A 17995-nucleotide genomic window follows, 5' to 3' on the forward strand; every position below is an offset into this window, starting at 1 on the left:
CGACGGGATCGCCGACGCGCTGTCAGCGGCGGGTTGATGCCAGGCGGCGGGCGGACTCGACCACGAAGGCTCGCCTGCGTGCGCGCTCGGCCGGGTCGTCGCCGCTGGCGCCGGTGATCATCTCCGCGAGCTGGGGGACCGTCTGCCACCACGCGGCGAGCGCGATGAGCGCGAACACCAGGTGCGCGGGATCGAGAGCGGCGTCGAGCACGCCGTCGCGCTGGGCCTCGGCGAAGCGGTCGACCTTCTCCCGGTAGTGCGCCGAGCGCCGCGCGACGTCGGCAGCGGGTCCTCGGGACAGGCCCTCCCACTGCAGCAGGCGCCCCAGCTCCGGGTGCGCGGCGTGGTAGTCGTACGTCGCGCCGGCGAAGTCGCCGATGTCGTCCAGCCCGGTGCCGGTGAGCGCGATCGCCGCCGCGAGCCGGTCCAGCTCGTCGGTGAGCACCACTTCCCACAGCGCGTTCTTGTCGCCGTAGTAGCTGTACAGCCGCTCCTTGTTGATCCCGGCACGGCCGGCGATGCGAGTCATCGACGTGCCGTCGAGCCCACGTTCGGCGAACTCGGCGGTCGCGGCCTCCTTGAGCCGGCGCCGCGTCCCTTCGGTGTCCCAGGCCATCGGCCCAGCGTATCTCCAACGCAGGCGTTGGAGATGAGTGCTACCGTCAAACTCCAACGGTAGCGTTGGAGTTTGGGAGGAGTCGGTCATGCACGGTCGAACAGCACTGGTCACCGGGGCGAACAGCGGAATCGGCAAGGAGATCGCCCGCCAGCTGCTGGGCGCCGGGCTGACCGTCCACGTCGGGGCGCGCGACCGTGCGCGCGGTCAGGCAGCCGTGGACGAGCTGGGGGAGGGCGCCCACCTGCTGCCGCTCGACGTGACCGACGAGCAGTCCATCGCCGCCGCGGCGGCCCAGGTCCCCGAACTGGACGTCCTGGTCAACAACGCCGGGGTCTCCGACGCCGGCCAGGCCCCGACCGAGACCGACCTGCACATGCTGCGCCGGGTCTACGAGACGAACGTGTTCGCCGTCGTCGCCGTGACCAACGCCTTCCTGCCCGCCCTGCGGCGCTCGGCGAGCCCGCGCATCGTCACCATCTCCAGCGGCACCGGGTCGCTGGGCTGGAGCACCGGCCCCAACCCGCAGTTCGACCACCGGACCGGCGGTCGCGCCGCCGCCTACCGGTCCTCGAAGACCGCGCTCAACGCGCTCACCGTGTTCTACGCGCAGACCCTCGACGGCTTCAAGGTCAACGCCGTCGCGCCCGGGTTGCGCGCCACCAACCTCAACCCCCGGGCCGCCGAGTCCGGCGGGGACCCGGCGGAGGCAGCGGCGCAGGCCGTGCGGCTGGCGCTGCTGCCCGACGACGGCCCCACCGCCGGATTCTTCTCCTGGGACGGCACCCTCGCCCCGTGGTGACAGCTCCCGCACCGCGCACCATGTGGTCACACCGCGCTATGTGCACATGGCGCGGTGTGGACTCACGGTGCGCGGTGCCGCGTGCGAAGATGACCCGCACGGCGCTGCCTAGGCGACGGGGTGGCGCTCGCTGCCCGTCCAGTCCTTGTTGAAACCGCCGAGGTGCGGGTGGTACATCTCGTCGCCGGCGTGCTGGGTGAACTCGACCTTCATCCACAGCGCGTCCAGGTCGAGCAGTTCCGTGCAGGCGTCGATCAAGGCCTGGGCCAGCCTGGCCCGGGTCTCGACGGGGCGACCGGCCCGGATGTCACACATGATCAGCGCCGACGGGGTCGGCGGGCCGGACTCGTGGCAGCGCCACACACCGCCCTCGCCGACGTCGTGGATCGACACGGTGAGCAGGTCAGCGCCGACCTGCATGATCTCCGCGTAGATCTCGCCGAACCGCTGGGCGAGCGCCTGTTTCGTGGCGGCGGGGACGGTCAGTGGCAGGTCGATCTGAATGGACGGCATCGAGAGGTTCCCTTCGGGTGAGGTGGTCAGCGCGCGGCCTGCAGCGCCAGCGCCGCCGCGAACAGGAGGTGTTCGTTGCCGGGAGCGGCGACCAGCTGGACCGCCGTGGGTAGTCCGTCGAGGAGCCCGGCCGGGACGCTGATCGCCGGGTCGCCGGTCAGGTTCCACGGGCTGGTGAGCGACAGCAGAGCCGAACGGACCTCCAGCTCGGTGCCGTCCACCCGCACACTCCGGGTGCCGATCGGCGGCGCCACGATCGGCACCGTCGGCAGAGCCAGCAGGTCATGGGTCCCCAGCAGCTCACGCACCGTCGCGCGCAGCTCCTCGCGCGCCTCGGCGGCGGCCGCGTGGTCCGCCGCGGAGACCCGGCCACCGTGCTCCAGCCGGGCCAGGACCTCCGGGTCGATCAGGTCGAGGTCGGCGTCGAGGTGGTGGCGGTGCACCTCGAACGCCTCCCTGCTCTGCAGGGTCGTGACCACGTCGAACATGTCCCGGTCCCAGCCGGGGAACCCGTCCACCCGGGACGGGGTGAACCCGGCGCGGGCCAGCAGCGCGGAGGTCAGCTCCTCGATCCGGGGGTCGACCGTCGCGAAGTCGCTCGCCCGAACCCAGCCGACGGTGAGCGACCGGGGATCGCGCGACAGCGGGTCGGGTGCGGTGTCGGCGAGCGCGGCGTAGCCGAGCAGGACGTCCTCGACCGACCAGGCGAACAGGCCGACGTGGTCGAGCGAGGGTGCCAGCGCGTACACCCCCGAGCTCGGGACGGCGTCGAACGCGGGTTTGAAGCCGACCGCCCCGCACAATGCCGCCGGCCCGCGCACCGAGCCGACAGTGTCGGTGCCCAGCGACAGCGGGACCACGCCGGAGGCCACCGCCACCGCGCTGCCCCCGCTGCTGCCACCGGAGATCCGGCTCGGATCGTGCGGGTTGCGGGACGGGCCGTGCACCGAGCGGTCCCCGGTCGAACCGTAGGCGAACTCGTGCAGCGTGGTCTTCCCGATGATCACCGCGCCGTGGTCGCGCAGCCGGGTCACGACCTCGGCGTCACGTGACGCGGTGGTGCCGAACGAGGTCGCCGATCCGCAGGTCGTGGGCAGGCCGGCCATGTCGATGATGTCCTTGACCGCGACCGGGATGCCGTGCAGCGGACCCCGGTCACCGCCCTCGGCCAGTTCCCGATCGGCGCGTGCGGCGGCCTCGCGGGCGCCCGCCTCGTCCACCAGGGCGAACGCGTTGAACGTCGGGTCCTTGGCGTCGCGCAGGGCGTCCTCGGTCAGTTGCCGGGCCGAGGTCTCCCGGCGACGCAGAGCCTTGCCCAGGTCGGCGATCGTGCGTGTCATACCGAGACTCCAGGGATGTGGGTGAGGATCGGCACGATCGTCGCGGCCGAGAGGCTCATCGAGGCGACGTTGCCGACGAACGGATGGATGTAGCCGGGCAGACGCCGGGAGATCGCGGCCGCGAGAGGTGGGGCGACGAGCGCACCGGCGAGCGCGCCGAGGACCACCGACGCCGCGGTGCCGCCGCAGGCCAGCACGGCCGCCGGCGCGACCGACACCACCGGCACGAACGTCGGGTAGAAGCCCCGCGCGCGCCACTGACGTCGCCAGATCAGCACCCCGGCGAGTGCCGTGACGGCCTGGGCGGCGAGCACGGCGAGGAACAGCCCGCTGCCGTACGCGAGCTGCGCCGGGCTGGTGAGATACGCCAGCGTCGCGCCGAGCAGCATGGCCGCGCTCGCCCACTCGTTGCCGAAGAACTGCGCCTCGCTGAAGTCGGCCAGCGCCCGGCGCGCGACCCAGAGCGGCCCGGTCACCGGTGGCGCACCCGCCGGGGCGTCCCGCCAGGCGCCGGGCGCCGGCATCCACGGCAGGAACCGGCACAGCCAGAACGCCACGAGCGCACTGGTCCACATGCCTGTCGTGGCGCCGACGACCGGCGGCAGGTGCCAGGGCGTGCAGAGGTAGGTGACCGCCAGGATCGACGCCGGGGGAGTCAGTAGCGCCCCGGAGACCGCCGCGGTCACACACGTCCTCAGGTTCGGGCCGTAGAGGACGACCATGGCCGGTGCCACCGCGACCAGCGGTGCGAACAGCGGCTGCCACGGGCCGTACCGCAGGGTCCAGCCCCACAGCAGGACCCCTGCGACGAAGCTGGTCAGCGCGCTGGCCACGACCCACGGCCAGATGCCGGAGCCGCAGGCCTGCACGAACCCCGCCCAGCGCCGAGGCGCCAGGTGGGCGAACAGACCACCGAGGAGCAGACCGGCGCCCGCCGCGGTGACCACGTAGTACTGCGGCTCACTGACCGCCGCCAGCAGCCAGGAGATCAGACCTCGTACATCGGCATAGTCGCCGTTCCATGCCTGCCCGCCGGTGGAGGCCGTGCCCACCGCCCAGACCGTGAGTGCCACGAGTGCGGCGCAGCTCGCCGCCACCGCGACGCGCGCGGCGATGCGCGCAGTCGCGTGAGTGGTCGTCATGGCGTCTACCGGGGCAGCGGGGTGCCGTGGTAGCCGAGCATCTGGTCGTAGAGATCGGTGCGCCGATCCCGGTGCAGGTCGTTGTTCTGGTTCCAGATCGGAGCCGTCCGTGCCTCGGTCAGGTCGACGTCGGCGTAGAGGATGGTGTCCTCGTCCGGGCCCGCGATCCGGTCGATCGGCCAGCCGGTCGTACCGGCGATGAGCGAGTTGCCCATGAAACCGGCGCCGCGCTCCACCCCGATCCGGTCGGCGGTCGCGATGAACACGTTGTTCGCGTGCGCCGCGGTGATCGTCAGGTGCGCCGCCATGCACACCCCGCTCGCGTCGTAGAGCGGCGGCGGGGTCCACACCCAGCCGGTCGGGATGCAGATGATGTCCGCGCCGAGCTGGGTCACGATCCGGGCCGTCTCCGGGAACCAGATGTCCCAGCAGACCAGCAGCCCGATCCGGCCGATCGGGGTGTCGTACACCGAGAACCCCTCGTCACCCGGGGTGAACCACAGCTTCTCGGTGTTCCACAGGTGCGTCTTGCGGTACCGGCCGATGTAGCCGTCGGGCCCGACCAGGATCGCGGTGTCGAACAGCTTCGCGCCCGCCCGCTCGGCCACGCAGCCCACGATGTACACGCCGTGCTCGGCGGCCAGCCGGGCGAAGGACTGCACAGTGGGGCCGTCCGGCACGGCCTCGGCGTGCGCGAACGCCTCCTCGCGGGTCTCGAACACGTAGCCCGTCGTGGCCAGCTCGGGCAGCACGATCAGCCCGGCCCCCGCCTCGGCGGCCTCGGTGATCCGCTTCTCCACGGCCAGCGCGTTGGCCTTCAGGTTCTCGACACCCACGTGCGGCTCGAACTGGACCACCGCGACCCGGACCGGGCTGACCCGCTTGTCCTCGCTCATCACTGCTCCTCTGGTTGCATTTTTAAACCAGGTGGGACTGTAAGGCATTCTGGTTTAAACTTGCAACCACTAAGTCGGACAGGAGGGGTGATGAGTGAGCGGGGCGTGAGTCACCGGCGGGCGGAATGTCCGGTCGCCAGGACCGTGGACGTGATCGGGGACCGCTGGTCCCTGCTGATCGTCCGGGACGTCCTCGACGGCATCGGCAGGTTCAGCGAGCTGCAGCGCAGCCTCGGACTGGCCAAGAACATCCTGGCCACCCGGCTGCGCGACCTCGTCGCACAGGACATCCTGGAGCTGGTCCCCGCCGCCGACGGCACCGCCTACCAGGCGTACGCGCTGACCAGGAAGGGCCGCGACCTGTTCGCCGTCATGGTGGCGCTGCGGCAATGGGGTGAGACCTACCTGTTCGACGAGGACGAGCCGCACTCGGTGCTGCTGGACAACGCGACCCAGCGCCCGGTGAAACTCCACGTGACCGACGCCCACGACCGCCCCATCACGGCCGACGACGCGTTCGTCCGCAAGGTCCCCACAAGCTGACCGGTGCTACTTTCCGACAGTTGGATTTTCTTCGCCCGAGGCATCATGATGGGTGGGTAGTGATCGGAGGGCGGACCAATGGGTGACAGTGAGCCGTCTCAGTCGGCCGAGGTGGTCGAGCGTGTCCAGCTACGCAGAAAAGGTCAGCTCACCGTGCCTCCGCAGGTGCGCCGTGCGCTGCATCTCGCTGAGGGGGACGAGGTCGAGTTCACCGTTCACGCCGACGGTGAGGTGACTCTGCGCGGAATGACCGTCATTCCCACCGACCAGCGATGGTTCTGGACCGAGGAATGGCAAGCCGGGGAACGCGAGGCCAGTGCCGAGATCGCCCGGGGCAACCTGGCGGTCTACGACGACATGGCAGAGTTGTTCGACGACATCGACCGAACCTGAACCATGCCCACGTTCGCCCGAGCGGCCAGGTTTCTGGCCGACCTGAAGAAACTCACCCCACAACAGCGGCAACGGTTCATGGCCACTGTGCTCACCGAGTTCGTGATCGACCTGAAAGCCGGCGGTTTCCGTCCCGGTCTGCGGGTCAAACGAGTCATGGGTACGTCAGCGGTGTGGGAGATGACCTGGGCGCCGGACGGGCGGGCGACGTTCGAATACGGTGATGAGCAACGTCCGGGCGAGACTCACGTGGTGTGGCGCCGCGTCGGCACACACGACATCTTTCGTAACCCCTGATCCGGGGTTCACGCCTGGTGGGGTGGGCGTTGAGTGAGGACCAGGGGGCCGTCCTCGGTGATCGCGATCGTGTGCTCGGAGTGGGCGGTGCGTGAGCCGTCGGCCGAGCGGATGGTCCAGCCGTCGGGGTCGAAGACGATGCGGTCGGTGGTGCGGGCGAACCACGGTTCGAGTGCCAGGGTCATGCCCGCCCGGAGGGGGAGACCTCGGCCCGCGCGACCTTTGTTGGAGACGTGCGGGTCCTCGTGCATCGTGCGACCGAGTCCGTGGCCGCCGAACTCCGTGTTGATCGGATAGCCGTGGCCGGTGGCGACCGCCTCGATCGCCGCTGAGATGTCGCCCATCCGGCTGCCCGGCCGCGCGGCCCCGATGCCGGCGGTGAGTGCTTCCTCGGTCGCGCGCAGCAGTCGCAGGTCCTCATCGGCGGGGGTGCCCACGATGACGGTGCGGGCCGAGTCGGCGACCCAGCCGTCGATCTCGACCGCGAAGTCCATGCTCAGCATGTCCCCGTCGCGCAGCACGTAGTCGTGGGGGAGTCCGTGCAGCACCGCGTCGTTGACCGACAGGCAGATGACGTTGCGGAACGGGCCCTTGCCGAAGGACGGGGCGTAGTCCCAGTAGCAGGACTGCGCGCCGCGCTCACGGATGCGGCCGCGCACGTGGTGTTCGAGGTCGAGGAGGTTGACGCCCACGTCGGCCAGCTCGCCGACCTCGGACAGGACCTGGGCGACGAACTGCCCGGTGGTGTGCATCCGTTCGATCTCGGCGGGCGACTTCAACTCGATCATGGGGGTCCTCACGCGTCGTGCATCGGTATAATAATACCAACGTAGCACTTGCGGGTATTTAAATACCAACCGTACCCTGGTGTCGTGGTCCGCAACCCGCTCACCCCAGAACAGATCGAGGCTGGCCGGCGTCTCGGAAGGCTGCTGCGTGACGCGCGGGCGGAACGCGATCTCGGCGAGGTGGCGCGGGCGGCCGGCATGTCACCGGAGACGCTGCGCAAGATCGAGACCGGAAGGCTCCCGACGCCGGCGTTCGGCACGATCGCCTGCCTCAGCGAGGTGCTCGACCTGCCGATCCAGGACCTGGCCGCCGTCTGGCGCAACAGTCCGCGCCTCGAAGCGGCGTCCTGACTCGCGGGGTATGGGTTCAGATCGGGCGGTGGTCGCCTCGCGGCGAGTGGCGCACCAGGGCTTCAGCCGAACGATCGTCCCTGGCGGCGTTTCAATTGTGAGACCCGGGGACACAGTCCGCCCGACCTGAACATCCCCTCCAACGTACGACGCCCGCCAAAGATTCCCGGCCGTCCGATCGCGATTGACTGTTTATCAGTCAGTATGTGAGAGTACGCACCATGAGGCTCGCTCACGTCGTCTACAAGACTCCCCGGCCGAGACGGATGATCGACTGGTACATCCAGGTGCTCGACGCGACGGTGGTCTTCGAGAACGAGCGCCTCGCGTTCCTCACCTACGACGACGAGCACCACCGCATCGCGCTGGTCACCGTGCCGGGGCTGCTCCGGGTCCCGGGAGCGGTGTGGCGGTACTACCGCAAGTTCTGGGGTGTGGACCACGTCGCGTTCACCCTCGACGATCTCGGGACCCTGGTCGCCACCTACCGGCGCCTCGCCGACGCCGGGATCGAGCCGGTGTGGTGCATCAACCACGGCCCCACCACGTCGATGTACTACGAGGATCCCGACGGGCACCGGATCGAGCTGCAGGTCGACAACTTCTCGACCAGCGACGAGCTGCACGGATGGTTCTCCGGCGGCGACTTCGCGCGCAACCCGATCGGCGTCGAGTTCGACCCCGATGTCCTGGAACGCCGGCTGGCCGCCGACGTGCCGATCTCCACCCTGGTCACGCAGGGCTCGGCACCTCCCGACGATCGCCCGGCCCGCGCGGGCATGCGCACCCTGCGCTGGAAGACGCTCTAGGGGCGACCGGTGCGACTGACGACCTTTCACACCGGCGACGGCGGCGCTCGTCCGGGAGTGATCCTCGGCGAGGACGTCGCCGAGCTGACCGGCCCGGCGTCGATCCGCGAGCTCCTGGGGCGGCCCGACTGGGCCGCCGAGCTGCCGTCGCTGGTCACGCGGTCCCCACGCCGGCCGCTCACGGACGTGAGGCAGTGCGCTCCGGTGCCGGACCCGCCGAAATACCTTGCGATCGGGCTCAACGCGCCGGATCACCGCAAGGACGTCACCGTGCGGTGGCTGGTGCGTGAGCCCAGGCTGCTGCGCATCGCCGCCGGTTACCTGCTGGCCCATCCTCGTCCGCGTCATCCGTTGTTCTTCGCGAAAGCCACCTCGTCGATCTGCGGACCGGATGATCCGATCGTCCTGCCCCGGGACGCCTCGAAGGTCGACTGGGAAGGCGAGCTGGCGGTGGTTGTCGGGACACGCATCCACGACGTGAGCCCGGAGACCGCGCGCCGGGCCATCGCCGGGTACCTCATCGCGAACGACGTGTCGGTGCGCGACTGGCAGACCGACAACCCCACCTCGGCGGCGATGGCGAAGGGCTACCCCAGCCACGGGCCGCTCGGGCCCTGGCTGGTCACCGCCGACCGGTTCGACCCGCGCGACAGTGAGCTGCGCACCTACCTCAACGGCGAGCTGCGTCAACGCGGCCGCATCGCCGACCTGATCCTGTCGCCCGCCGAGATCCTCAGCCGGCTCAGCGGGTTCTGTGTGCTGGAACCCGGGGACGTCATCGCCTGCGGCACGTTCTCCGGGACCGGATGGCCGGTCGGCCGATTCCTGCGGCCCGGCGACACCGTGCGCATCGAGGTGGACGGCATCGGCGAGCTGACCAACCCGGTCAGCGCCCGTCCGGCCGTGACGCCGACGCCGTCCGGGTAGATTCACCGTGATGGCGCCCAGGCAGACGACCCGAGCCCGCAAGGTCGTCGGCGAAGGACGCCGGGCACTCGTCGACGCGGCCAGGTCGCTGTTCACCACTCGCCCCTACGACCAGGTCACCACCGCCCAGATCGCGGAGAAGGCCGACGTGGCGTACGGGCTGATCACCCACCATTTCGTCAACAAGCGCGGCCTGTACCAGGCCGTGCTCGACGAGATCGCGGCGGAGATCGCCCAGCACCAGCTCGCGCCGGCACCTCAGGGCGCCTCACTCGTCGACCGGCTCCGGCACAGCATGCGCAGCCACATCACCCACGTCGACGGCTACGCCGACAGTTTCGTCGCGTTCGTGCGCGGCAACATCGGCGTGGACCCCGATCAGCAGTCCGCGCTCGACACGTTGCGATGGCAGGGCGCGCAATGGCTCCTGCTGATGGTCGGCATCACCGAGCCGCTGCCGCCCGCGTTGCGTGCCGGGATGCACGGCTGGGTCGGTCACCTCGACGAGCTGATGATCGACCGCATCACCCACGGTGACCTCGACATCGACACCATCGTCGAGCTCGCCACCGCCGCACTGGTCACGACCCTGCGCACCGCGGCACGACTGGACCCGTCGATCACCTTCGCGCCGGAGGTCCTGCGCGAACTCGACGCGTTCGACGTCGCCACGCGCCCGAGGTGAGCGGACAGGGTCACTCGCCGAAGATCGCGCGATGCCCGGCCGCCGTATCCATGTACTCGCGGACGTGGCAGATCAGCCCGTCTCGCACGGTGAAGACAAAGCAGTAGTCGTTGGTATAGGCGTGACCGTTCGCCAGGGTCGCGCGCATCGTCTCCTCCACGACGACCCGGTCACCGTCGGCGTGGAAACCGTGGAAGTCCAGCTCCACACCACTGACGAACAGCCGAGGGAAGTCGTGCGCCAGGAACCGCGCGATCGCGTCACGGCCGACCATGTGGCTGGGCACGCCGAGCGCGACAGCGGTCGCATTGCCCGCCGGGGCCAGCCATTCGGCGTCCTCGGTGAAGAGCTGGACGATCTGCTCCGCATCGTGAGTCGCGAACGCGTGCCACGCCGACTGGACGATGGTCCGATTATCCGTCTCCATGACAGAAGGCTAGGTACGCACGCCCTGGGCGTGCTGGCGGAAATCGGACAAGATCACCGTCACCGCGCCGACACCGCGCACCGGAAGTCCACACCGCGCCCCGTGCACAGTGCGCGCTGTGACGACGCGGTGCGCGGTGTCGCGCATTATCGCGGACGCTGCGATGCGTGAACGGTGGCGGCTGCCAGCCGGACCCGTATCGGAGTCGGCCACTGCACAGTTGACCGGATGCCTCCGCGGCGGGCAGCTAAGTCCGGTAGACCTCGCGTCGGTGGCCCACAGCGACCACGACGACAAGCAGCACGCCGTCGTCGATCTGGTAGACGATGCGGTAGTCACCGGTACGGACTCGCCACGCTGGTCGCCCGCCAAGTGGTGTCGCCGCGGGTGGGCGAGGGTTCTCCGCAAGGAGTGCGATGGTGCCTTGGATGCGGCGCTGGGCCTGCTTGTCCAGTTTCCGTAGTGCCTTTGCCGCCGCCGGCCGCAGCTCGATCCGGTAGGTCACAGACCCAGGTCCGCCTTGACCTGGTCCCATGGGATGTTCGGCCCCTCATCGGCCATGGCTTCGTCATAGGCAGCGACATCTTCGGCGTCCTCGGCAAGAGCCAACAGTGCCTCGTAGCGGTCCGGGCTGATGATGACCGCGACCGGGCGCCCGTGGCGCTCGAGGGTGACCGCTTCAGTGTGCGCGGTCTCGATAACCTCGGGTAGCTGCCCGCGGGCATCGCTCACACTCATCGTCGACATACCTTAATTGTACAAAATATTTGTCATTTTGTACCAATCTGTAGTGAGTGCATCGCTGTCGCCCGGAGAGGTCATACCACTTCGGGACAGCCACACCCGGCTCGCGGTGCGAACCACGGTCTCCGGTGTAGCGAACCGGGAGAGAGACCCTCGAGCCTGCCGGTCATCCCCCTATCCAGCCAGGTCTCGAGTGCGCCAGTGTGAACGGTAGCGGCCGACACCGACATTCATCGCAGCTCGGGGCGCTGTTGCAGCCCGCGGTTGTGCGCGGCCGATACGTTCGTGTCTTGTTCATCTGCCTGTGAAAGGTTGCGCCGGTGGGCGATGACATCGAACAGAGCGCTGGTTCGGCGAAGCCGGAGCAGCCTTCTGCCGTCGTGCGCCCTGATGCGTTCGGTGAACCGCGCCCGCCGGCCGCGCCGCGCCGCTCAGACGCGTCCTATCGGCACCCGGCTGAGGTGATCCATCTGGATCCGCGCCAGCCGCGGCGGCGTTGGCAGATCGGTCCGGCGGAACGGCCGGCGTTGGAAGCGGTGGTGGTGTCCGGGCGGGCGCGGCTGGTGGCGGCGGCGTGGGAGTCGTCGTGGGTCGCGGCTGTTTCGGTGTTCGTGTTCGTGTTCTTCGTGGGGTTTCGCGACCTGCCTGTCAGCACTGGGCTGTGGTTGCTGGTGGTGCCTGTCGTGTTGTCGCTGTGGTGGCGGTGGCGGGCTTGCCGCAGCGAGTTCCCGCCACCGGTCGTGGCCGGTAGTGACTGGGTCGGGCCGAGACGGGGTCGCCGGTCGGGGTGGCTGCCGCTGTATGAACTGACGCTGGTCGGCGCGGCGGAGCAACGCGACAGCACCGGCGAGCCCATCCCCGGGGCGGTCGCGCTGGTTCTGATGGCTGGTGAACGGGGTGGCATGTGGCTGGAACTGGATTTGCTGCAGACCAACCCGGCGTTGTGGGACTTGGTGTATCAGGGCGTCGCCGCGTCGATCGCCGCCGGCGCGGAGGTCACCGAGGAGGGTCGGCAGGCGCTGCGCCACCTCTGATCATGCGCCTGGGGTGACGGCGGCCGCGCTCGGCGTGGTGGCTCAGCTGGGGAGCAGGAGTTTGTCGGCGCGATCGAGAGCGTCGAGGGCGTCGCGGTGGCGGCCGAGGCCCTCGAGTAGGTCGCTGCTGCGGCGTAGGGCGGTGGCGGCCAGCTCGCGGAGCCAGTCGGCGGGGGCGCCGGCGTGGCTGTTCGGGATCGTGGCGTAGGTGGCCAGTGCCTCCTCGACTCGGTCGTGTTCGGCGAAGAGATCCCCGAGGGCCAGTGCTGTCTCAAGGACGACCTGGCGTCGCTGGGAATCGATCAGGCCGGGGTGTCGAGCGCGCGGGGTGAGCACGTCGTCGTGTCGGGTCAGCAACTCCTGATAGCCGGTCACGGCTTCGGCTGTGCGACCCAAGGCGGCCAGCAGCCCGCCACGCCGCATTCGGGCCAGGGCGAGCTGCCAGTTCTCGGCTCGGTCGCCGCCGTGTTCGGCCAGCAGCTGGTCGTAGGTCTCCAACGCCTGCCGGGGGCGGCCCAGCTCGGCCAGCAGTGTGGCTGCGTCGAGTCCCGCCAGGATCAGGTGCTCCGGTTCGGGGCCTCGGTCGAACACTCCGCGTGGATGCTCGAGTACCTCGCGGTATGCGGTCAGGGCTTGGTCGGGGTGGCCGAGCGCACCGAGCATGGCGGCGTGACGCAGCTTCGCCGCCCACAGGACGTCCACCAGGGCGCCGACATGATGGCGAGTGTCCAGCTCGATCAACCGGGCGAATCCGGCCAGTGCCTCGCTGAACTGCCCGAGACCGGCCAGCAGCTCGGCACGCTCGAAGCCGGCGGAGAAAGCGACGATGTAGAGCTCGCCGGGTTCGAGGCTGCCCGGGTCGTGGCGGGCCAGCAGCTCGTCGAATCCGGTCAAGGCCTGTTCTGGTCGGTCCAGCTCGAGGAGAACCGCGGCGCGGTCGAGGCGTACCAGCGCGTCCGCGACCGGGTTGTCCACCCCGTGGGCCAACAGCTCCTCGAGCACCGTCAGTGCCTGGTCCTGATGCCCACGCGCGCGAAGCCGCTCAGCACGAGCCATCGCCCGCCTGGTCGCGCCCAGCCTGACCGGCCCGGCGGCCCGGTCGCGCCCGAACCCGATCACGGTGCGCTCCTCCCGCCCAGTAGTGCCCAGGCTCGCTAGCCGAATGCGTGCGTGACGCCGTTCCAGGCATCCACCGCCGTGTTTTTGATGCCCTCGACCGCTTCGGTGCCCTTGTCCTGTGCCCAGCCACCGAACTGGGCGGCCTTCTCCGAGCCACCCAAAGCATCCCAGGCGTAGCTGGCCCCGATGCCGACGATGATCCCGCCGGCCACCGCCCAACCAGGCCCCGGCACGAGGGCAGAAGCGGCCGCGGTGGACAACGCCGCGGTGGCGGCACCCCCGGCGGCCGCGGAGACCACGATCCCGGCACCGGTCTTACCGATCGCCTCGCCCGGTTTGACGCCCTGGTGGATCTGGTACGCCACATCACCGGCGCCCAGAATGAGCCCGGTGGGACCAGCGACCTTGGTCAGTGCACGTCGACCGGTCTCCAGCAGCCGTGGCCCACCGATCTCTGTCATGTTCGTGCTGACCGGCAGCCGTGGGTTCGCCTTGACCGCGGGGTTGTCGGTGATCGCCGGGTTCGTGCCCTGGGGGAAACGCGGATCGAGAGTCTTCGGGTTCGCTTTGTCGGGAGCTGGAATTCGGTTGATGCGGTCGGCTGGGGTCCAGCTGGCGCCACGCTGGACCCGTTCAGGCAGGTACCCGTGCAGGCCCTGGCCGGAAATGCCGCGCTGCACGGTCTGCGCGGGTTGTCCGGTCACCGGGCTGAGCCTCGGGGCGTACTCGCGCTTGAACATGTTCCCCGGGCGCATGCCGTCCAGGTTCTGTTTCGTGATCTGGCCGAGCCTGTCGGACTGGCTGCCGTACCACCTGGCCCGTCCTTCCCGGTACTGGCCGTACCGGTCGGCCAACCCGGCGGCGGTGTTGGTGCCGGGCAGCGTCGAGTCCCGTAGTGAGCCGGCCACGGTTCGCATCTGGTCGGAGGCGATGAGATGCCGGGTGGTCGCGTCGCGCAGGGTGCGCTGGTAGCGGTTGTACTTGCCGATGTAGTTCTGCGCCCCGGATTCAACCGACTTCAGATACGGCGAGACCAACGGCTCCACGTGGCCCGGCCCCTGCTTGTCGGCGTCGCGGTCCAGACCTTGGTAGAGGGGTGGGGGTGCGCCGAGGATGCCGCCCCGAGGTTGGTCGGGGTGCAGGACCGGGGATCGGTCTTCGGGCACGTCGAGTGGGGTGAACGCGCGGGTCTGGTTCGGGCCGACGAGGTGTTGGTTGGCGGTGTTGCCCTGTCCGGAACCGAGTTGGGTTCGGTTGTTCTCGCCGGGGCCGCTGAGGGTGGAGTTGCGGTTGCCGGGGCCGGTGCGGGTGTAGTTGTCGTTGCCGGCGCCGACCGCGGCGAGGTTGTCGTCCCCGGGGCCGGTGACGACCCGGTTGCGGTCGCCGTCTCCGGCGAGGGCGAGGTTGCGGTTTCCGGGTCCCCCGGCGGTGACCTGGTTGTCGTCGCCATGTCCGGCGGCGGCGAGGTTGTCGTTCCCGGCGCCGGTGATGACCCGGTTGTGGTTGCCGTCTCCGGTCAGGGCTGTGTTGCCCGAGCCGCGTCCGGCGGTGACCTGGTTGTTGCTGCCGTTGCCTGCTTCGGCGTGGTTGTCGTTGCCGGCTCCGGTGGTGATGCGCAGGTTGTCGCCGTCCCCACCGGCCGCGGTGTTGCCCGAGCCGCGTCCGGTGGTGGCGGTGTTGTTGTTTCCGTTTCCGACCGAGGCGAGGTTGTCGCTGCCGGCGCCGGTGAGGGCTTTGTTGTCGGTGCCGTCGCCGGTCGTGGCGGTGTTGTGTGAGCCGTAGCCGGCGGTGGCGCGGTTGGCGTTGCCGTTTCCGACGAGGGCTTGGTTGTTGTCGCCGGGTCCGGTGACGACCTGGTTGTGGTTGCCGTCGCCGGCCTGGGCGGTGTTGCCCGAGCCGCCGTCGGCGTTGATCTGGTTGTGGTCACCGTTCACGGTCACCGAACGACCGGGGTTGAGGATCCGGACGTTGTGGCCGTCGCCGCTGTAGGTCACGGCCGGGCCCTGACCCTGCTGGGCCGCGGGGGCGCCGAGGTCGACCTGGGTGTTCGAGCACTGGGTGCAGACGAACGCGTTGCCCTGCGCATCGATGATCACCGGTGCCTGCTTCTCAGGCTGGCCGGGGACGGGCGCGGTCGGTGGGGTGCCCTCGTTGTGCGCGGCCGCCGGCACCACCGTGGGAACCGGGGTGGTGGGAACCGGGGTGGCCGGGGTGTCGGGCCGGGGGGTGACCACCGGTGGGGTCGCGGCCTCATTCGAGGGGGCCACCGGTGTGGCCGTGGGAATCGGCGGGGTCGGCCCCGAGGTGGGCGGCACTACCGGCGCGGAGGGCGGGGTCGACACAGGTGCGGCGACCGGCGGCGGGGTCGGTTGCGGGGTGACGGGCGGCGCTACGGCGGCGGGTGTAGCGGGCGCGGCCGTCGGAACCGGCGGCGCGGCCGGCGCGGGCGGGGGCGGGGTTACCGGCGCCGGCGGCGGGGTCACCGGTGCCGGCGGGGTCACGGGTGCTGGCGGAGGCGTGGGTGCCGCCGGTGGCGGGGGTGTGGGTTCCGGAGTCGCCGGCGCGGCCGGCGGGGGAGTGGGAGTCGGTGGTGCCGCCGGAGCCGTAGGCCCGGGTCCCGAGGGAGCGGGGCCGGCGGGCGCGGGTCCAGCGGGGGCGGCCGGGCCGGCGGGTGCAGCGGGACCAGCTGGGGCCGGGCCGGCGGGCGCGGCGGGGCCGGCGGGTGCGGGGTCGGCGAGGACGGGGTAGGCGGTGTTCTCGTCGAACGCGACGTGCTGGGTCAGGGTGTCGCCGTGGACCTCGAACCGGGTGGGCATCGCTTGGCCGTTGGCGTCCTTGGCCCACGGGGCGGCGATGGTCTGGGTCTTGCGTCCGGCGGCGTTGATGATGTCGACCCCGCCGCGGGCGTTCGGGGTGGCTTTGCTGCCGGCGGGCATGCCGAGGTGGAAGTCGTAGGAGCCGGGTGCCTGGGCGTTCTTGGCGGTGATCAGGTACCGGCCGTTGGCCAGGTCGGGTGTGACCTCGGAGTTGCGGCTACGAGTGGTCGGGGTGATGGTCAGCTCGCCGCCATCGCTGGTCGGCACGGCCATCCCGGAACCACTCAAACGCGCATGCGGTGCGTCCTGCTCGCCGGACGGCCGACCGGCAGCGTTGTCGTCGCCGGTCAGGTCGGCAGTCCTGGGTGCGGATCGATCGGTGGAGCTGTTCAGCGGAGGCAGAGCGGTCCGGTCCGGGGGACCGCGCGAGGACGTCTGCGAGTGCCCAGGGTCGGGGATGAGAAGAGCACCGGACTCGTCGGCCAACCCTGCTTCCGCCGTGGCGTGGGCCCACCGTGCGAGAGAGCCGGCCATGCCGATCAGGCCCGCGCCGCCGGTGCCGCTGCCCGGGCTACCGGCTCCGGCACTGGTGGGGATCGGTCCGGGGAGCTGGGCCGGTTGGTCAGGTGAGTTACTGCCGCGACCGGACACCGGTCCCGGCAAGAGCCCCGTCACGCGCTTCGGTGCCAGGCCCGAGCAGCCCGAACCGGAACCCAGGCACGATGCCAGAGCGCTCGAACCCGAGCTGGCGGAGCGGGGGCGAAGCGGCGGGCCCGGCCAGTCGGCCGGTGCTTGCCCCGCCAGCGGTGTGGCGTCCAGGCCCGCCCGGTATCGCTGTGCCGTCGCGGTCACCTGCTCGCCCATCGCGGCGGCGGTGGACAGGGCCTTGACCACCGTGCGTACCGCCGTGCCCTGCTGCTCGAGTCCGGTGTTCGTGGCCATCGGTGTGGTCGAGGCTTGCGATGTCGATCGGACCGGCTGGTGCACGGTGCCGGCCTCGGTCACGCCTCGTTGCGGTGGTGCCGCCTCGCGCTGATCGGCGCTGGCATCGGTGATCTGGGGTCTCCTCGGCGCCTGCCGCTCGCCCGCGGCGGAACCACTCGATCCCGAACCCGAGCCACCCGAGGAGTCACTCGCCTTGTGGCCACCGGGCTTGCTGACCACGGAGTCGCCCGTGGAGGAATCCCCCGGGCCTCCCGGGCCCGCGCTCGGGCCGGCGGCCGGCATTGCGTGAACGGCCGCGGCCAAGGACACGGCCGGTGTCGCCGACGAGAGCGGCGAGGCCAGCGTGGCGATCAGCCACACCAACCCGGAGCCGATCAGCAGAACTGTCATCGGTCCGAGTCGCGGCAACCACCGCACGGGTGCGTCGGTGACCGGGAGCGCGCACACGCGTCCCCGAGAAACCGCCGACACCGACATGCTCACCACGCACTCCGAACGAGAGGGTTGACACCGCGAACGTCCCGACGGCACAACAGGGGCCACAGACCGGACGCGAGAGAGTTGCCAGATCAGCCGGGTCGATGACTTCCGGGGCTACACGGCGGCCCAGATCGACATCCCCAGCCACGGCTGAAGCGAGCTGCTGCTCTTCGCGGTACACAACACGGAAAGAGCGGTCCCCAAGGCTCAAGGCAGCTCAGGGCACACAGTCGAACATCCACCGAAGCAGATGCCCAGCCGTCGCGGACGTTACCCAGCACCGGCAACTCACGGTCCAACATCTGGTTACGCACACAAGAACAAAGCT

General features: G+C 70.3%; 20 protein-coding genes. 9 read left to right on the forward strand and 11 right to left on the reverse strand.

Annotated features, from left to right (window positions below; translation table 11 throughout):
• Positions 1–22 precede the first annotated feature (22 nt).
• Positions 23–616, reverse strand: coding sequence for a TetR/AcrR family transcriptional regulator (locus tag G406_RS0119055; protein ID WP_028935054.1), 594 nt, complete (start codon positions 614–616; stop codon positions 23–25).
• 88 nt (positions 617–704) lie between these two features.
• Here G406_RS0119055 and G406_RS0119060 point away from each other — a divergent pair, with 88 nt between their 5' ends.
• Complete coding sequence (locus G406_RS0119060; protein WP_028935055.1) at positions 705–1418, forward strand: SDR family NAD(P)-dependent oxidoreductase; 714 nt, start codon at positions 705–707, stop codon at positions 1416–1418.
• 108 nt (positions 1419–1526) lie between these two features.
• Here the strand turns inward: G406_RS0119060 and G406_RS0119065 are convergent, their stop codons facing one another.
• The 4 genes from G406_RS0119065 to G406_RS0119080 are packed head-to-tail and all read right to left on the reverse strand — an operon-like array spanning position 1527 to position 5309.
• The gene (locus G406_RS0119065) at positions 1527–1931 is read right to left on the reverse strand and encodes a tautomerase family protein (RefSeq protein WP_028935056.1); all 405 of its coding nucleotides are present in this window, start codon (positions 1929–1931) and stop codon (positions 1527–1529) included.
• Positions 1932–1957: 26 nt separating this feature from the next.
• Positions 1958–3271 (reverse strand): amidase, encoded by a 1314-nt coding sequence (locus G406_RS0119070; RefSeq protein WP_028935057.1) that lies wholly within the window; start codon positions 3269–3271, stop codon positions 1958–1960.
• Positions 3268–4413, reverse strand: a complete 1146-nt coding sequence (locus G406_RS0119075) for a hypothetical protein (RefSeq protein WP_028935058.1) — start codon at positions 4411–4413, stop codon at positions 3268–3270. Before G406_RS0119075 ends, G406_RS0119070 begins: the two co-directional genes overlap by 4 nt.
• Before the next feature lie 5 nt (positions 4414–4418).
• Entirely contained in the window at positions 4419–5309 is an 891-nt protein-coding gene (locus G406_RS0119080; protein ID WP_028935059.1) for a nitrilase family protein, read from the reverse strand.
• 90 nt (positions 5310–5399) lie between these two features.
• Between G406_RS0119080 and G406_RS0119085 the strand changes: the two genes are divergently transcribed.
• From G406_RS0119085 to G406_RS48045, 3 genes are all read left to right on the forward strand, one after another.
• Positions 5400–5852, forward strand: coding sequence for a winged helix-turn-helix transcriptional regulator (locus G406_RS0119085; protein WP_028935060.1), 453 nt, complete (start codon positions 5400–5402; stop codon positions 5850–5852).
• Between the two features lie 78 nt (positions 5853–5930).
• Entirely contained in the window at positions 5931–6245 is a 315-nt protein-coding gene (locus tag G406_RS0119090; protein ID WP_051342353.1) for an AbrB/MazE/SpoVT family DNA-binding domain-containing protein, read from the forward strand.
• Between the two features lie 3 nt (positions 6246–6248).
• A complete protein-coding gene (locus G406_RS48045) occupies positions 6249–6542 on the forward strand; it encodes a hypothetical protein (protein WP_028935062.1) in 294 nt (97 codons plus the stop codon).
• An 8-nt stretch (positions 6543–6550) separates the two neighbouring features.
• Here the strand turns inward: G406_RS48045 and map are convergent, their stop codons facing one another.
• Positions 6551–7330, reverse strand: a complete 780-nt coding sequence (gene map / locus G406_RS0119100) for a type I methionyl aminopeptidase (protein ID WP_028935063.1) — start codon at positions 7328–7330, stop codon at positions 6551–6553.
• An 84-nt stretch (positions 7331–7414) separates the two neighbouring features.
• On the opposite strand from map, the gene G406_RS0119105 reads away from it, so the two are divergent.
• The 4 genes from G406_RS0119105 (at position 7415) to G406_RS0119120 (ending at position 10102) form a co-directional block, all read left to right on the forward strand.
• On the forward strand, positions 7415–7681 hold the full coding sequence (locus G406_RS0119105; RefSeq protein ID WP_028935064.1) for a helix-turn-helix transcriptional regulator: 267 nt from the start codon (positions 7415–7417) through the stop codon (positions 7679–7681).
• Positions 7682–7902: 221 nt separating this feature from the next.
• The gene (locus G406_RS48050) at positions 7903–8490 is read left to right on the forward strand and encodes a VOC family protein (RefSeq protein ID WP_064742973.1); all 588 of its coding nucleotides are present in this window, start codon (positions 7903–7905) and stop codon (positions 8488–8490) included.
• Between the two features lie 9 nt (positions 8491–8499).
• Positions 8500–9417, forward strand: a complete 918-nt coding sequence (locus tag G406_RS0119115; protein ID WP_028935065.1) for a fumarylacetoacetate hydrolase family protein — start codon at positions 8500–8502, stop codon at positions 9415–9417.
• Between the two features lie 10 nt (positions 9418–9427).
• Entirely contained in the window at positions 9428–10102 is a 675-nt protein-coding gene (locus G406_RS0119120; protein WP_028935066.1) for a TetR/AcrR family transcriptional regulator, read from the forward strand.
• Between the two features lie 10 nt (positions 10103–10112).
• On the opposite strand, the gene G406_RS0119125 is transcribed toward G406_RS0119120, so the two are convergent.
• The 3 genes from G406_RS0119125 to G406_RS0119135 form a co-directional block, all read right to left on the reverse strand.
• A complete protein-coding gene (locus tag G406_RS0119125) occupies positions 10113–10529 on the reverse strand; it encodes a nuclear transport factor 2 family protein (protein ID WP_028935067.1) in 417 nt (138 codons plus the stop codon).
• Positions 10530–10776: 247 nt separating this feature from the next.
• Positions 10777–11034, reverse strand: coding sequence for a type II toxin-antitoxin system RelE family toxin (locus G406_RS0119130; protein WP_028935068.1), 258 nt, complete (start codon positions 11032–11034; stop codon positions 10777–10779).
• Positions 11031–11276 (reverse strand): type II toxin-antitoxin system Phd/YefM family antitoxin, encoded by a 246-nt coding sequence (locus G406_RS0119135; protein WP_028935069.1) that lies wholly within the window; start codon positions 11274–11276, stop codon positions 11031–11033. Before G406_RS0119135 ends, G406_RS0119130 begins: the two co-directional genes overlap by 4 nt.
• 317 nt (positions 11277–11593) lie before the next feature.
• Between G406_RS0119135 and G406_RS0119140 the strand changes: the two genes are divergently transcribed.
• Positions 11594–12307 carry a hypothetical protein gene (locus tag G406_RS0119140; RefSeq protein ID WP_028935070.1) on the forward strand — a complete coding sequence of 238 codons (714 nt, stop codon included), beginning with the start codon at positions 11594–11596 and terminating at the stop codon, positions 12305–12307.
• Between the two features lie 42 nt (positions 12308–12349).
• On the opposite strand, the gene G406_RS0119145 is transcribed toward G406_RS0119140, so the two are convergent.
• A complete protein-coding gene (locus G406_RS0119145) occupies positions 12350–13552 on the reverse strand; it encodes a tetratricopeptide repeat protein (protein WP_281172474.1) in 1203 nt (400 codons plus the stop codon).
• On the reverse strand, positions 13462–17577 hold the full coding sequence (locus G406_RS57830; protein WP_169736725.1) for a calcium-binding protein: 4116 nt from the start codon (positions 17575–17577) through the stop codon (positions 13462–13464). The genes G406_RS0119145 and G406_RS57830 overlap by 91 nt, the downstream gene beginning before the upstream one ends.
• Positions 17578–17995: the final 418 nt, after the last annotated feature.

The sequence above is a fragment of the Actinospineispora spinosispora DSM 44797 genome (assembly GCF_000429025.1).
Lineage (GTDB): Bacteria > Actinomycetota > Actinomycetes > Mycobacteriales > Pseudonocardiaceae > Pseudonocardia > Pseudonocardia spinosispora.